The organism is Cypionkella sp. (genome assembly GCF_036782355.1).
Taxonomy (GTDB): domain Bacteria; phylum Pseudomonadota; class Alphaproteobacteria; order Rhodobacterales; family Rhodobacteraceae; genus Cypionkella.
In genome coordinates this window covers 75,610-90,855 of record NZ_DAIPZF010000002.1, presented here as the reverse complement: position 1 = coordinate 90,855, position 15,246 = coordinate 75,610, and the positions used below count along the sequence as shown (strand labels likewise).

At 59.7% G+C, this 15,246-nt stretch carries 15 protein-coding genes and 1 tRNA gene; 9 read left to right on the top strand and 7 right to left on the bottom strand.

All coding sequences use genetic code 11. The features are described from left to right. Positions 1–180 precede the first annotated feature (180 nt). Genes V7Q10_RS01475 through V7Q10_RS01465 form a run of 3 tightly spaced genes read left to right on the top strand, consistent with a single transcriptional unit; the run spans position 181 to position 5,308 of the window. Positions 181–807 (top strand): TetR/AcrR family transcriptional regulator, encoded by a 627-nt coding sequence (locus V7Q10_RS01475; protein ID WP_333867261.1) that lies wholly within the window; start codon positions 181–183, stop codon positions 805–807. Then, positions 807–1,979, top strand: coding sequence for an efflux RND transporter periplasmic adaptor subunit (locus V7Q10_RS01470; protein WP_333867260.1), 1,173 nt, complete (start codon positions 807–809; stop codon positions 1,977–1,979). Before V7Q10_RS01475 ends, V7Q10_RS01470 begins: the two co-directional genes overlap by 1 nt. A gap of 8 nt (positions 1,980–1,987) precedes the next feature. After that, positions 1,988–5,308, top strand: coding sequence for an efflux RND transporter permease subunit (locus V7Q10_RS01465; protein ID WP_333867259.1), 3,321 nt, complete (start codon positions 1,988–1,990; stop codon positions 5,306–5,308). Between the two features lie 131 nt (positions 5,309–5,439). On the opposite strand, the gene V7Q10_RS01460 is transcribed toward V7Q10_RS01465, so the two are convergent. The 3 genes from V7Q10_RS01460 to fabD all read right to left on the bottom strand — a co-directional run bounded on the left by V7Q10_RS01460 (position 5,440) and on the right by fabD (position 7,599). Then, on the bottom strand, positions 5,440–5,673 hold the full coding sequence (locus V7Q10_RS01460; RefSeq protein WP_054008607.1) for an acyl carrier protein: 234 nt from the start codon (positions 5,671–5,673) through the stop codon (positions 5,440–5,442). A 183-nt stretch (positions 5,674–5,856) separates the two neighbouring features. Then, entirely contained in the window at positions 5,857–6,594 is a 738-nt protein-coding gene (gene fabG, locus V7Q10_RS01455; protein ID WP_333867258.1) for a 3-oxoacyl-[acyl-carrier-protein] reductase, read from the bottom strand. 60 nt (positions 6,595–6,654) lie between these two features. Continuing rightward, the gene (fabD, locus tag V7Q10_RS01450) at positions 6,655–7,599 is read right to left on the bottom strand and encodes an ACP S-malonyltransferase (RefSeq protein WP_333867257.1); all 945 of its coding nucleotides are present in this window, start codon (positions 7,597–7,599) and stop codon (positions 6,655–6,657) included. Positions 7,600–7,738: 139 nt separating this feature from the next. Here fabD and V7Q10_RS01445 point away from each other — a divergent pair, with 139 nt between their 5' ends. After that, the gene (locus tag V7Q10_RS01445) at positions 7,739–8,938 is read left to right on the top strand and encodes a cytochrome b/b6 domain-containing protein (protein ID WP_333867256.1); all 1,200 of its coding nucleotides are present in this window, start codon (positions 7,739–7,741) and stop codon (positions 8,936–8,938) included. Between the two features lie 53 nt (positions 8,939–8,991). On the opposite strand, the gene V7Q10_RS01440 is transcribed toward V7Q10_RS01445, so the two are convergent. Beyond that, positions 8,992–9,567 carry a YceI family protein gene (locus V7Q10_RS01440; protein ID WP_333867255.1) on the bottom strand — a complete coding sequence of 192 codons (576 nt, stop codon included), beginning with the start codon at positions 9,565–9,567 and terminating at the stop codon, positions 8,992–8,994. 291 nt (positions 9,568–9,858) lie between these two features. Here V7Q10_RS01440 and rpsF point away from each other — a divergent pair, with 291 nt between their 5' ends. The 5 genes from rpsF (at position 9,859) to V7Q10_RS01415 (ending at position 12,962) form a co-directional block, all read left to right on the top strand. Continuing rightward, positions 9,859–10,311 carry a 30S ribosomal protein S6 gene (rpsF, locus tag V7Q10_RS01435; protein ID WP_333867254.1) on the top strand — a complete coding sequence of 151 codons (453 nt, stop codon included), beginning with the start codon at positions 9,859–9,861 and terminating at the stop codon, positions 10,309–10,311. Between the two features lie 29 nt (positions 10,312–10,340). Then, positions 10,341–10,568: a 30S ribosomal protein S18 gene (gene rpsR, locus V7Q10_RS01430; RefSeq protein WP_054008603.1), complete on the top strand. Its 228-nt coding sequence runs from the start codon at positions 10,341–10,343 to the stop codon at positions 10,566–10,568. A gap of 11 nt (positions 10,569–10,579) precedes the next feature. Next, positions 10,580–11,164 carry a 50S ribosomal protein L9 gene (rplI, locus tag V7Q10_RS01425; RefSeq protein WP_333867252.1) on the top strand — a complete coding sequence of 195 codons (585 nt, stop codon included), beginning with the start codon at positions 10,580–10,582 and terminating at the stop codon, positions 11,162–11,164. Positions 11,165–11,381: 217 nt separating this feature from the next. Further along, positions 11,382–11,861 (top strand): fasciclin domain-containing protein, encoded by a 480-nt coding sequence (locus tag V7Q10_RS01420; RefSeq protein WP_333867251.1) that lies wholly within the window; start codon positions 11,382–11,384, stop codon positions 11,859–11,861. Between the two features lie 147 nt (positions 11,862–12,008). Further along, positions 12,009–12,962 carry a DMT family transporter gene (locus tag V7Q10_RS01415; RefSeq protein WP_333867250.1) on the top strand — a complete coding sequence of 318 codons (954 nt, stop codon included), beginning with the start codon at positions 12,009–12,011 and terminating at the stop codon, positions 12,960–12,962. Here V7Q10_RS01415 and V7Q10_RS01410 read toward each other — a convergent pair. From V7Q10_RS01410 to V7Q10_RS01400, 3 genes are all read right to left on the bottom strand, one after another. After that, a complete protein-coding gene (locus V7Q10_RS01410) occupies positions 12,959–13,705 on the bottom strand; it encodes a hypothetical protein (RefSeq protein ID WP_333867249.1) in 747 nt (248 codons plus the stop codon). The genes V7Q10_RS01415 and V7Q10_RS01410 overlap by 4 nt on opposite strands. A 74-nt stretch (positions 13,706–13,779) precedes the next feature. Further along, a complete protein-coding gene (gene tig, locus V7Q10_RS01405; protein WP_333867248.1) occupies positions 13,780–15,114 on the bottom strand; it encodes a trigger factor in 1,335 nt (444 codons plus the stop codon). Positions 15,115–15,138: 24 nt separating this feature from the next. Beyond that, a tRNA-Leu gene (locus V7Q10_RS01400) sits at positions 15,139–15,223 on the bottom strand. Positions 15,224–15,246: the final 23 nt, after the last annotated feature.

Here is a 15,246-nt window from a genome sequence, read left to right as displayed (position 1 = left end):
GCCTGATACACGCCCCCCGCCTTGGGCGCAACAATCGGCTTGCTTGGTCTGGATCACGCGCCATTTTGCGCTAAGTGTCGCAATGCTGCGCTTCACGCAAAGATTTATTGACCTATTCTGCCAAGCTGATAAGAAATGAATGAACGTTCACTTCCTTTTCGCCCCCATGCCGGAGCCTCCATGACCTCTGTCGCCACCGCCCAAGACCTTCGGGCTGAACAACGCACCTTAGACATTCTGGCTTTGGTGCGCGTCGCCTTTGCCGAAAAAGGCTTCGACGGGGCGTCGATGCAAGACCTCGCCCGCGCGGCGGGGATGAGTGTTGGTAATTTCTACCGCTATTTCCCCTCCAAAGCTGCCATCGTCGAGCAGCTGATCGCGCATGATCTGGCCGAAATGGAGGGGCATTTCGCCGAGATCATGACCTCGCCTTTCCCGCTTTTAACGCTGAAACAACAGGTTGCACTGCAAATTCAGCTGCATCAAGAGTGTGTCGATGGTCAAATCTGGGCCGAAATCACCGCTGCCGCCCTGCGCAAACCCGAGATCGCGCAGGCCGCCGATCGGATGGAAGCCTCGATCACGGCCAATCTGATGCAGGTCTTTGCCCGCGAAACCGGGCTACCGCTTGCCGAAATCACCAAACGTTTTCAAAGCCATGCCAGCTATATCGTGCTGCTGGTCAAAGCCGCCTCTATGCAAGCGCCGCGTGCGCCCGAGGCTCGCGACGCTTTGAACACGCTTATTCTTAACACCATTGATCAAATGCTGGCCGAAGTCGCCCGCGCCTCGTTGAAAGTTAAATGATGACCCCGATATTTCCCCTGATGCTTGTCGCCCTACTTGGCTCTGCTGCCGCTCCGCTTTGGGCGCAAACCGCGCCGAGCGATCAAACCACCCTGCCCGCAATCACCGTATCAAAGGTGCAAAGCCGCGACTTGCGCGACATCGTGCTGGCCAGCGGCCTGATCACCCCCTTGCAACAAATCCAAGTGGTGCCACTGATCGAGGGCCAACCGATCGAGGCTTTGCTTGCCGATGTTGGCGACACTGTGGTCGAAGGCCAAGTGCTGGCGCGGCTGTCTTCCTCGACGCTGACGCTGCAAAAGGCGCAGCTGACCGCCTCTATCGCCGCCGCCCGCGCCCAGATCGCTCAGGCTCAGGCGCAGGTGCTTGACGCCACCTCTTCCGCCGCCGAAGCCCAGCGCGTGGCCGATCGCACCAAAGCGCTCAAGGCCCAAGGCACCGCCAGCCAAGCCGCCGCCGATCAGGCCACCGCCGCCGCCGTCTCGGCCGGCTCGCGCATCGCGGTTGCCACCCAATCCGCCGAAGCCGCCAAAGCCCAGCTTGCCCTTGTCGAAGCCCAGATTGCCAACGTCGATCTGCAACTCTCGCGCAGCGAGGTCAAAGCCCCCTTTGCAGGCGAAATCACCGCCCGCAACGCCCAGCTTGGCGCTGTGGCCTCGGCGCAAGGTCAGCCGATGTTCACCCTGATCCGCGACAATGCGCTAGAGCTGCGCGCCGATGTCGCCGAAACCGACCTTGCCCGCCTGCAAATTGGCCAATCGGTCGAGATTATGCTGGTGGGCGCCGCCGCACCGATCAAAGGCTTGGTACGGCTGGTCGAGCCCAGCATAGACCCAATCACCCGCCTTGGCCGCCTTCGCATCAGCTTTGAAGACGCAAGCGCAATTCGGGCCGGCATGTATGCCGAAGCCAGCATCCTGCTGCGCGCGGCAAACGTGGTCGCGGTGCCAATTACCGCGCTTGGTCGCGCCGATGGGCAAGCCCAAGTGCTGGCGGTCAAAGACGGGCAAGCCCATAGCCTCCCCGTCACCACAGGCATGCGCGATGGCGGTTGGGTGGAAATCATCCAAGGCCTGCAAGCGGGCGATACCGTCGTGACAAAAGCCGGCGCTTTCGTGCGCGACGGCGATTACATCAACCCGATCGCGGCCGATGCCGCCGCAACGAACTGAGGCTCAGGATGAACTTCTCAGCTTGGTCCATTCGCAATCCCCTTGCGCCGTTGCTGGCCTTTTTCATCCTGATGGTTCTGGGGTGGCAAAGCTTCAACGCGCTGCCGATCACCCGCTTTCCCAATATCGATGTGCCCGTCATCGCCGTCGCCGTCAGTCAACCCGGCGCCGCCCCCGCCGAGATGGAAACCCAAGTCACCAAAGTGATCGAAGATGCCGTCGCAGGCATCACGGGTGCTAAAAACGTAACCTCGAATGTTGTCGATGGGCTATCGACCACTGCCGTTGAATTCCGCATCGAAGTGCCAACCGACAAAGCGCTGCAAGACGTCAAAGACGCCGTCGACCGCGTACGGGCAAAACTGCCCTCGGGCATTGACGCGCCAACTGTGACCAAGATCGAGGTGGAAGGTCAGGCGATCATGACCTTTGCGGTTTCGGCCCCCGATATGACCTTGGAAGAGCTGTCTTGGTTCACCGACGACACCATTCTGCGCGCGCTGCAAGGCCGCCCGGGGGTTGGGCGCATCGACCGCTTTGGCGGCGCAGACCGCGAGATCCACATTGATCTTGATCCGATCAAATTGGGCAGCTTTGGCATCACCGCGCCGATGGTAAATGCGCAGCTGCGCGCCACCAACGCCAACCTTGGCGCAGGCCGCTCGGAAATCGGCACAGGTGAGCAGGCGATCCGCACCCTTGGCGACGCCGAGACCGTGGCCAATCTGGCACAAACCAGCATCGCGCTGCCCTCGGGGCGGCATGTACGGCTGTCCGATTTGGGCAGTGTGACCGACACCTACAAAGATCTGCGCTCGTTCTCGCGGGTTAATGGCAATCAGGTTGTGACCTTTTCGGTGTTTCGTGCCAAGGGAGCCTCGGAAGTCTCGGTTGCCGAAACCGTCAATGCCACACTCGATCAGCTGCGCAGCGCCCATCCAAATGTGAACATCAGCCTTGTCGACGAGACGGTGTTCTACACCTATGGCAACTACGAATCCGCAATCCACACCCTGCTCGAGGGCGCTTTGCTGGCGATTCTGGTGGTGCTGGCCTTTCTGCGCAACTGGCGCGCCACGCTGATCACGGCGGTGGCGCTGCCTCTGTCTGCGGTGCCGACGTTTTGGGTGATGGACCTGTTGGGCTTTTCGCTGAACCTGGTGTCGTTCTTGGCGATTACCTTGGCGACAGGCATCCTTGTCGATGACGCCATCGTCGAGATTGAAAACATCGCCCGCCACATCCGCATGGGCAAAACCCCCTACCGCGCTGCGATCGAGGCCGCAGACGAGATCGGCCTTGCGGTGATTGCCACCACCTTCACCATCATCGCGGTGTTTATGCCGGTGTCGTTCATGGGCGGCATTCCGGGGCAGTATTTCCGACAATTCGGCCTGACTGTCGCCATCGCCGTGGCTTTCTCGCTGCTTGTGGCGCGATTGATCACACCGATGATGGCGGCCTATCTGATGAGCGCCAAAGACGCCAACGCAGGCCACCACGACGGCCAAGACGGACCCTTCATGCGCAACTACCTGAAACTGGTGCAGCGCACCACTTTGGGAGGCCTGCCGCTGCCGTTCTTGGGCAAAACCGCCGCTGGCAAATTCCGCCGCCTGCCCACCTATTACTTTACCATGATCACCGCGATTGGCGTGCTGATCGTCTCGCTTTATTTCATGCTGAAGGTGCCGGGGTCGTTCCTGCCGCCCGAAGATGTCAGCCGCATCTCGATCTCGGTTGAACTGCCGCCGGGATCAACCTTGGCTGAAACCGACCAGACCACCCAAGCCATGGCCGCCTTGATCAAAAATGTGCCGTGGGTGGATAAGATTTTTGTGCTGGGCGGGTCGTCGCCGCGGGGCGATCTGGATATCCGCCGCGCTTCGGTGACGGTGACTTTGGTCAAACTCGATCAAACCTTGCTGCTGAAACTCTCGCAATTGGGCCGCAGCTTCCCGCTGATCGGCGGCTTGGTGCCAGAGGTGGCCGACAAAGGCCGCCCGGTGCCACAAAACGTGATCGAGGAAGAGATCTTCAAGCGGATCGCCGCCATCCCCGATATGCGCGCCTTTAAACTGAACGACCGCGGCGAGCGTGACATCTCATATTCGGTGCTGGCCAACAGCGAGGCCGATCTAAACACCACGGTGCAAATTCTGGAATCGGCGCTGCGCGCAGAACCCTTGCTGGCCAATATCAGCTCGGAAGGCGCCTTGCCCCGCCCCGAGGTGCAGATCACCCCGCGCAGCGACGAGGCCGCCCGCCTTGGCGTCACCGCAGCCGATATCGCAACTACACTGCGGGTGGCCACCATCGGCGATGTTGATGCCGCCTTGGCGAAACTGTCGATCGACAACCGGCTGATCCCGATTCGGGTTCAATTGGACAAGGCCAGCAGTAAAGATCTGCGCGCAATCTCGGCGCTGAAGGTCATCACCAAGACCGGCGCTTCGGTGCCCTTGTCGACGGTGGCAGATGTGCAAATCGGCGAAGGCCCCTCGATGGTGAAGCGGCTGAATCGCAGCCGTCAGGCCACCATTGGCGCGGGCCTGCCGGTTGGGGTGGCGCTTGGCACTGCCAAAGAGCGGCTGACCGAGATTGTCGCAGGCTTGCAGCTGCCCGCAGGCGCTGTGATCAAAGAGGCGGGCGACGCCGAGGTGCAAAGCGAGCTTTTTGCCAGCTTTGCCAATGCGATGATCCTTGGCGCGATGCTGGTGCTGACGGTGCTGATCTTGCTGTTCAAATCGGTGATCCAGCCCTTCACCATTTTGTTGTCGCTGCCCCTGGCGATTGGCGGGGTGGCAGCCGCGCTGATCTTGACCAATTCGGCGCTGTCGATGCCGGTGCTGATCGGCATCTTGATGCTGATGGGCATTGTCACCAAAAACGCGATCCTTTTGGTAGATTTCATCATCGAAATGCGCCGCCAAGGCCAAGAGCGGTTCAAAGCAGTGATGGAGGCGGGCCACAAACGCGCCCAGCCCATCGTGATGACCTCGATTGCGATGTCGGCGGGCATGTTGCCGTCAGCGCTTGGGGTTGGTGAGGGCGGGGCCTTCCGCGCGCCGATGGCGACAGCGGTGATCGGCGGGATTATCGTCTCGACCGTGCTCAGCCTTGTGGTGGTGCCCTCGTTCTATCTGATCATGGATGATCTGTCGAAATTGATCGCTTGGGCGTTCAAAGGCATCGTTGGCGCAAAAGAGATGGAAGCCGAGACGCCAGACCCGCTTGAGCTGCAAAGCCGCATTCAAGCGCTGGAAACCAGCGCAGCGGCGGCAGAAGCCAAGGGCCGCAAAGGCAGGCCGGAACTGGCGGCCGAATAGGCATAAACAGGCGCGGGTCACGCGGGCATCGAGCCCGCCTGCCCCGCCTGCCGCCACGGCCCAAACCCAATCGCAGCAAAACAAAAAAGGCGCCCAGACGGGCGCCTTTTTGCTTTGGTCTACAAAAAAACTTAAGCAGCCGAAGAGATGAACTTTACGGCATCGCCAAAGGTCTGGATGGTCTCGGCAGCGTCATCGGGGATCTCGATGCCGAACTCTTCTTCGAAAGCCATAACCAGCTCGACGGTATCCAGGCTGTCAGCACCCAGATCATCGATAAACGATGCGGTCTCGGTTACTTTTTCTGCTTCGACGCCCAGATGCTCGACGACGATCTTCTTCACACGATCAGCGATGTCGCTCATGTTATTTCCTCATACGTTTAGGGGAATTCCCCGGTCTTTACCCTGCCCCAAACAAGGGGCGCTTTCCCCCGCGAAAGGCAGGGCACCGCGGCCGCAAGCGACCATCGGTGTATTCCAGCGCGCCTATAGCAAGCGCGCGCGCATTAGGCAAACTCTTTCAAAGCGGTTTTGCCAATTGCGGTTTTAAGACATATCACCGCCGCCATTCACATGCATCGTGGTGCCGGTGACATAGGCCGCCTCTTGCGAGGCAAGATAGAGAACGGCAGCGGCCACTTCTTGCGGCTGGCCCATCCGGCCGGCAGGCACACCTGCAAGGATTTTGCCGCGCTGCTCGTCGTTCAGCTTTTCGGTCATCGCGGTTTCGATCAACCCAGGGGCGACGCAATTCACGGTGATGTTGCGGCTTGCGACCTCTTGCGCCAAGGATTTCGACATCGCCAAAACCCCGGCCTTGGCCGCAGCATAATTGCCTTGGCCTGGATTGCCCGAATGCCCGACCACCGAAGTTACATTGATAATCCGGCCCCAACGCGCCTTCATCATGCCGCGCAAGACACCGCGCGACAGTTTGAACACCGCCGTCAGATTGACGTCGATCACCGCCTGCCATTCCTCGTCCGACATCCGCATAAACAGATTGTCGCGGGTGATACCGGCATTGTTAACCAAGATATCAAGGCTGCCCAGCGCCGCGATCGCGGCTTTTGGCAGATCATCGACAGCACTCAGATCGCTGAGGTTACAAGGCACCACAAAAGCGCGCTCGCCCAATTCGGCCGCAAGCTGCTGCAAGGGCTCGACCCGCGTGCCCGACAGCGCCACCTTTGCCCCCGCCGCATAAAGCGCGCGGGCGATTTCACCGCCAATGCCCCCCGAAGCGCCAGTGACCAACGCGGTTTTACCTGTCAAATCAAACATATCTCTCCTTCCCAAGGCAGGCTTACGCCGCAACCTTGTGTTGCAATTTCATCCGCCAGCCTAGGCTTCGACCTCGGCCTTCGCCGCAAGCACATCCTCTGGCGCGCCGATGGCGCGGGTGGTTGTCTCTTTGGCAATCCGCTTGATCATCCCAGACAAGGCCTTGCCAGCGCCGATCTCCCAATAGTCGGTCACCCCCGCGCCCTGCATCCACAGCACAGATTCGCGCCAGCGCACCGACCCGGTCACCTGCGCCACCAAAAGCGCGCGAATGCGGTCGGCCTCGGTCACGGCCTCGGCGCGCACATTCACCACAATCGGCAAAGACGGCGTCGAGATCACAACCCCCGCCAGAGCCTCGGACATCACTGCCGCAGCAGGCTGCATCAAGCTACAATGGAACGGTGCGCTGACCGGCAACAACAGCGCGCGCTTTGCGCCCTTGGCTTTGGCAATCTCAAGCGCGCGCTCAACCGCCCCGCGATGGCCCGAGACCACCACTTGCGCCGGATCATTGTCATTGGCAGCCTGACAGACCTCGCCCTGTGCAGCCTCGGCAGCAACTTCAGTGGCAGCGGCGAAGTCCAGCCCCAAAAGGGCAGCCATAGCCCCCACCCCGACAGGCACCGCCTCTTGCATGGCTTGCCCACGAATCCGCAACAGCCGCGCAGTATCGCCCAGTTGCAAAGACCCCACCGCGCAAAGCGCCGAATATTCTCCCAAGGAATGGCCTGCAACAAAATCCGCGCTGTCTTCGATCCGCAAGCCCTCGGCCTCCAACGCGCGCAGCGCGGCAATCGAGGTCGCCATCAGGGCGGGCTGGGCGTTTTTGGTCAGTGTCAGCTCTTCAATCTGACCTTCCCAGATCAAGGCCGACAGCTTTTCCCCCAAAGCCTCATCCACCTCGTCAAACACCGCCTTTGCGGCCGGATAGGCCTCGGCCAAAGCCCGGCCCATGCCGATGGTCTGGGCACCCTGCCCCGGAAATACGAATGCGCGGCTCATCTGGCCCTCCTGTTTGTTGGCCTTGGCTTACCCTTTGATCGCAGCCCGTGCAACGTCTGCGCACAATCGCTGTGCAAAGCCGCGCCTTACAACGCGCGTCAGGCCTGATATTTTAACGTCAGTTCATTTTGGAGCCCCCATGTCCCTTGTCAATACACCCACCAGTTTTGGCAGCCTCAGCCGCAGTCTACATTGGCTGACCGCCCTGCTTATTTTAACCGCGATTCCCCTTGGCCTGATCGCCAACAGCCTGCCCGCCGATGCCAGTACGATCGCCAGCAAAACCCTGCTGTTTTCCCTGCATAAGACCCTTGGCGTCGTCGCGTTCTTTCTGGGCCTTGCCCGCATTCTTGCCGCCCTCCTGCAACCCCACCCGCTGCCGCTGCACCCAAAGGCCAAAATCGCCAATGCGCTGGCAGCCTTGGTGCATTGGATGCTGTATATCTCTTTGGTTGCGGTGCCCCTGACGGGCTGGATCCACCATGCCGCGCTGTCAGGCTTTGCGCCGATCCTGTGGCCCTTTGGCCAAGACCTGCCATTTGTGGCGAAATCTCAGATCACGGCAGATCTGTTTGCCGCCGCGCATTGGCTGTTTACCAAGCTGCTGGTGGCCTCGGTCTTGCTGCATATTGCAGGCGCGCTGAAACATCACCTGATTGACCGCGATGACACGCTGCGGCGGATGACGCGCGGGCTGAAAGCGCCCTTGCAGGCCAGCACCAAAGCCGCAAACCTTGTACCGATGCTCTGCGCTCTGGCGATCTATGCCGCAGCGGCGGCACTTGTCTTTCAGATGCAAGACAAAGCGCCTCCCGCCGCCACCGCCGCGCCGCCCCAGACCGCCAGCCAAGCCTTGGGCGGCAATTGGCAAGTCAGCCAAGGCAGCTTGGGCTTTGACGTCAAGCAAATGGGAGCCGAGATTGCCGGCAGCTTTGCCAGTTGGAGCGCAGAAATCAGCTTTGATGAAACCACAACCAGCGGCCCCGCAGGCGAGGTTCTGGTCACGATCGACATCGGCTCTCTGACGTTGGGCGCAGTGACAGATCAGGCGAAATCCGCCGATTTCTTTGATGTCGCCAGCTATAAAACCGCGCAGTTCAAAGCCCAGATCCTCGCCGAGGCGGGCAGTTATCAGGCGGTGGGCATCTTGACGATTCGCGGGATTGCACGGCCGCTGACCCTCCCCTTCAGCCTTAGCCTTACCGGCGATACCGCGCAGATGCAGGCCGCGGTCAGCCTAGACCGGCGCGATTTCGGCATAGGTGCAGGCTTTGCAGATGAATCCACAGTCGGCTTTCCCGTCGCCGTCAAAATCGCGCTGACCGCAGAGCGCAGCTAAAGCAAAAGGCCGCCGGATTGCTCCGGCGGCCTTTTACCTTTCAAGCGCAAATATTACTCGGCCTTGGAAGCTTCAACCGAGATCATCACCTGAACTTCGTCGCTGATATAGGGCGCGAACATCCCCAGATTGTAATCGCTGCGCAGCAAAGTGGTGGTGCCCGAAAAGCCAGCCCATGGCTTTTTCGCCATCGGATGTTCGCCCGTCTGATTAAGCACCGCGTCCAGAACCACCGATTTTGTCACCTTGTTCAAGGTTAGATCACCCGTGATCTTGGCGGTCTTCTCTCCGGTCACCTCGATCGACGTCGAGGTAAAGCTGACCTGATCGCCCGTCGCTGCATTGAAGAAGTCGGGCGACATAAAGTGGTCAAAGCGCTCTTGCCAGCCGGTCAGCATGGTGGTGACCGGAAAGCTGACCGTCACGCTCGATGCAGCAGGCTCGGCTTGATCGAACATGATCTCGCCGTCAAAGCCCGAAAACATGCCGGTGGTGGTGGAAAACCCGAGGTGGTTATAGGTGAAAACGATCTGGCTGTGGCTTGGGTCCAGCAGGTATTTCTCTGGAGCGGCAAAGGCGGGGGCGGCCAAGGTTGCGGCCAAAACTGCGGCAGAAACAAAACGGATCATCAATCTCTCCTAAAAAGGTCTGCGCCCCCCGACTGGGGCGGCGTCTGGCCCAATGTGCGGGCCGACAAGCGCTGCGCCAAGTCCGCGTGCCCAAACACTGGCTGTGCAATCGCGCACAAGCCGCAAAGCCCCCCAAATAGCCGCAGCTGCGCCCTTGCATCCTTGGCCGATCCGGCTATAAGGCGGCATCTTTCCACGAATTCCATGAAACGGCGTAGCCTCTCGTGGGCGGGCGGTGGAAAGTGTTGCCCGTCCTATGAAATACGCCACAACAGACAGATCGGAGCACACATGCCGCTTTACGAGCATGTTATGATTGCGCGTCAGGACTTGTCCAATGCGCAGGCTGAAGGCCTTATCGAGCACTTCTCCACAGTTCTGACCGACAACGGCGGTAAAGTTGTCGAGCATGAATACTGGGGCGTCAAAACGATGGCCTATAAAATCAACAAGAACCGCAAAGGCCACTATGCCCTGCTGAAAACCGACGCACCGTCGGCTGCCGTGCAGGAAATGGAACGCCTGATGCGCCTGCATGATGATGTCATGCGCGTGCTGACGATCAAGGTTGACGCACATGTAGAGGGCCCCTCGGTCCAGATGCAAAAGCGTGACGACCGTGAGCGTGGCGAGCGTTCCGAGGGTGGCTTTGGTGGCGGTGAACGTCGCGAGCGTCCTTCCTTCGGTGGCGACCGCCCTGACCGTGGCGAGCGTCCGTCCTTCGGCGGCGCACCGCGTCGTTGATCATCAGCCTCAGGAAAGGTTCATAAACCATGGCGAATAAACCGTTTTTCCGCCGCCGCAAGGTTTGCCCCTTCTCGGGCGACAATGCTCCGGCAATCGACTACAAAGACACGCGCCTTCTTCAGCGCTACGTTTCCGAGCGTGGCAAGATCGTGCCGTCGCGTATCACCGCAGTTTCGGCCAAGAAACAACGCGAGCTGGCTCAGGCCATCAAGCGCGCCCGTTTCCTCGCCCTTCTGCCCTATGCAGTGAAGTGAGGATCTGACACATGCAAGTTATCCTTCTTCAGCGCGTCGCCAAGCTTGGCCAAATGGGCGAAGTCGTCAACGTCAAAGACGGCTACGCACGCAACTTCTTGTTGCCACAGGGCAAGGCGCTGCGCGCCAATGATCAGAACGTGAAAGCGTTCGAAGTCAAAAAAGCCCAACTGGAAGCAACCAACCTCGAGACCCGCACAGAGGCAGAAGCCCTTGGCGCGACGCTCGACGGTCAGGTCTATGTGATCATCCGTTCGGCTTCCGATTCGGGCGCTCTGTACGGTTCGGTCACCACCCGCGACGCAGCAGACGCTGCAACCGCTGGCGGCATCACCGTGAACCGCGCACAGATCACCTTGGATCGTCCGATCAAAGAACTGGGCCTGCACACGGTTTCGGCCATTCTGCACCCAGAAGTCGTTGTCAAATTCAACCTGAACATCGCTCGTTCGGTTGAAGAAGCTGAACTTCAGGCTTCGGGCAAGTCGATCCAGGAACTCGCAGCCGAGGCAGAAGCCGAAGCTGATTTCGAGATCGCGAACCTCTTTGACGAAATGGGCGCTGCCCAAGGCGACGAAGACCTCGGCCGCGACTGATCGCAGCTTTAAACCAATAAGAACCGCGCGGGGGCAACCTCGCGCGGTTTTTTCATGCTTGCGGGGCAGCGGTCCCTGCCCCATTCCGCGCGCAAAATCCCATCACGCCCATGTGAGTTTTCGTGACCGCCCAGAACCGATCCAGCCGCGATGGCCCCCCGTATCCCTTATACCAAAACAAGTTTGGTATTCACACTTTCCTAATGGGAGACGACACATGATCCGTAGAACCTTCATTGCGCTGACCGCCGCAGCCTCTTTGATGGCGACCGCTTCTTACGCCGCCGACAAGGATATCGTTGATACCGCCGTGGGCGCTGGCAACTTCACCACTCTGGTCGCCGCTGTGCAAGCAGCAGGGCTGGTGGACACGCTGAAGGGCGCTGGACCCTTCACCGTCTTTGCCCCAACCGACGCAGCCTTTGCAGCCCTGCCCGCAGGCACGGTTGAAGACCTGCTCAAGCCAGAAAACAAAGACAAATTGGTCGCCATCCTGACCTATCACGTGGTCGCAGGCAAGGTGATGTCCTCGGCACTGACCGAAGGCATGACCGCGGCAACCGTGCAGGGCAGCAATGTCACCTTCACCCTTGAGGGCGGCGCAAAGATCAACGGTGCGCCGATTTCTGCCGCCGATATCGAGGCCAGCAATGGCGTCATCCATGTGATCGACGCGGTGATCTTGCCGCCAATGTAAGCGGCCCACGCCAACTCAACGACGTCACCGCGCAGGGGCAACCTTGCGCGGTTTTTTCATGGCCAAATTCACCCTCCAGCCTGTCGCAAATCGCGCAGACCCCGCGGACATTCCGCCGCAGCTTAAGGCTGAGCTGAAAGGGCTGCGATGACCGATATCACTCCGAAACTTCCGCTGCTGGCAGTTGCGCAAAACCTGCGCGCGATTGGCTTGCTTGTCGCAGGCATCGCGCTGTTTTCGGTGCAGGATCTGATCCTGAAACTGCTGTCCGGCAATTATCCCTTATCCGAGGCGATGGTGTTTCGCAGCCTGACCGCCCTGCCGCTGATCTGGGTCTTGGTGCTGTTTGATGGCGGCAGCAAAACCCTATTCACCCCCGGCATGATGCGGATGATCGGGCGCGGCTTTGTGGTCTTTGCGCCCTATACGCTTTATTATCTGGCGCTGGCGGCGCTGCCGATTGCCACCGTGGTGGCGCTGTTCTTTGCAGCCCCCTTGTTCATCACCCTGCTGTCGGTGCCGATGCTGGGCGAAAAGGTCGGTCGGCCGCGCTGGACCGCCGTGATCATCGGCTTTGGCGGCGTTGTGCTGATGGCGCGACCAGGCACCGATCTGTTCGACTGGGCAGCACTTTTGGCCGTGGCCGCCGCAAGCACCTATGCGCTGGCGATGATCTCGGCCCGCCAGCTTGGCCGCAGCGAGACCGCCTCGGCGATGGCGTTTTGGGGCAATGCGGTGTTTTTGCTTTGCGCCACACTGCTGTCTTTGATCTTTGGCGCGGGCCAGTTCGAGGGCGCAACCCACAAAAGCCTCGCGTTCCTGACACGGGCATGGGTCACGCCCAGCCCGCAGGATCTGGCGCTGATGTGCGCCTGCGGCGTGATCGCCGCGATTGCGCTGACGCTGCTGACCCAAGCCTACCGGATGGGCGAGGCCAGCATTGTCGCCTCGTTTGAATATACCGCGATGATCTGGGGCGTGATTTTCGGCTGGATGTTCTTTGCCGATTGGCCGACCCGCACCGGCTGGATCGGCATCAGCATCATCAGCGGCGCGGGGCTGTTTGTGCTGTGGCGCGAATACCGCGCCAAGCGGGTCTAGCCCAGCTTGCCAAAGCGCGCACGCAGCGCCTCGACATGGGCGGCAAGTGCTGGCACCTGAGCCCATTGCCGCAGCAAATCTGCCCAACGCAACGGCACAAACACCACCGCATCCCCCGCCACCATACGCGCGAACTTGGCCAATTCCTTTTGGTGCTGGATCACCCGATCTGGGTTCACAGGCTTGCCTGAAGCCCAAGTCTTAGGTTCGGCATAAAGATAGACCAAGACCCCGCCCAAGGCGCGCTTTTCCGCGCGGGTCTGAATGCCGTAAGCCTGCTTGATCAGCCCCACCGCATCCATCGCGTCGAAATCAACCTTGCCCGACACCAGATCATCACGCATCTTGGTATAGGCACCCATGCTCTGGCGCCATTCGGGGCGATCAATCAGCTCGGAAAAGCCCTGTACCTTGCTGGGGCGAAACGGCTCGTAGCGCTTGCTTTGAATGCCGATCAGCGTGGTGGCGGTCTCGATCCCCACATCCAGCCAAGGCTGCCGCCCGCCCTTCCAAGGATAGCGCATCTCGGCCTCAAGCGTCACAGTCTCGGCCTGACCTGCGGGCACACCGGGCAAAGGCGGCAAAACCTGCGGGCGGTTCAGAAACCAGCCAAAGGCATTGGCCACCAAGGCCGCCGAGGATTCAGGGCTGTCAAATTTGCCCGAGCGGATTTCATGCCCCGGCGAGCGCTTCAAACACTCCAGAATCCCTTCAACGGGCAGATCGGGCAAAAACTCGGGCATGGGCGTGGTCCTTATCGGCAAAAGAAAAAGGGCCGCCCCGAAAGGCGGCCCCATCGCATGATCCGAAGATCTGATTACATTTCGTCCAAAGCTTCAACCAGCTTTTGCAGCTCTTCTTTGCTGACGTCCTTATCGGTCACTTTGGCACCTGCCAGAATGTGATCAACGACTTTGTCTTCAAAGATCGGCGCGCGCAGCTGCTGTTGCATTTGCGGGTTCTTTTGAATGAACTCGAAATACTGACGCTCTTGGCCGGGATACTGACGCGCTTGGGTCAGGACTGCTTGGGTCATCTCGGCATCGGTCACAGTGACTTCGGCCTTACGACCCACTTCGGCCAGAACCAAGCCCAAACGCACGCGGCGCTCGGCCAAAGTCTTGTGCTCTTCGGTGGTTTCGACATTGCCGTGGTTGTGATCGTGAACTTCTGGATTGTCTTCATGCCACAGCTGATGCGCGATTTGCGCAGCCTCTGCTTCCACCAAAGCCGGCGGCAGGTCAAATTTCACCAAAGCGTCCAACTGGTCCAGCATCGCGCGCTTCAGCACGGCACGGGCGGCCCCTTTGTACTCTTCTTCCAGACGCGACGCGATCTGGCCCTTCAGCGCTGCCAAATCTTCGGCACCGAATTTCTTGGCCATTTCGTCGTCAATCGCGGCAGCAACGGGCTTGCGCACTTCTTTAACGGTGCAAGCAAAGACGGCTTCTTTGCCGGCCAGATGCTCTGCACCATATTCTGCTGGGAAGGTTACGGTGACAGAGACTTCTGCCTCGGCAGCCGCGCCAATCAGTTGGTCTTCAAAGCCTGGGATGAACGAATTCGAACCCAGAACCAGCGGGTAATCTTCGCCAGCGCCGCCTTCAAATGCAACACCATCCACCGAGCCTTTAAAGTCGATCACAACCTGATCGCCTTTTTTGGCGGCACGGCCCTTGCCACGCGCCACAAAGTTTTGCGCGGTTTCAGCAAGGTTCTTCAGCGCTTCGTCAACCGAAGCTTCATCGGCTTTGACCGAAAGCCGGTCGAGCGTGATTTGGCTTGGGTCCAGATCTGGAATCGGTGGCAGAGCTTCGTAGCTCATCTCAACCACAACGTCCTGACCTTCTTTCCAAGTCTCGCCGTCAACCATCTTGACCTCTGGCTGAAGCGCAGGACGATCACCGGTGGTGTCGAAATGCTGCTTCATCGCGCCGTCGATCGCATCTTGCATCGCATCGCCCATCAGGCGCTGACCAAATTGCTTTTTCAAAATAGCCAAAGGCACTTTACCCTTACGGAAGCCCTTGATTTCGACCTCGGGCTGCGCCTCGAGCAGTTTTTCCTGAACTTTCGCGTCCAACTCGGCAGCGGTCACCGTGATGGTGTAGGCGCGCTTCAAGCCGTCTTTCAGGGTTTCGGTGACCTGCATATCTTCGTCCTTCTCATCAACCTATGGTGCGGGTAGAGGGACTTGAACCCCCACGCCTTACGGCGCCAGAACCTAAATCTGGTGCGTCTGCCAATTTCGCCATACCCGCATAACTCAACAAGACGCAGAGCC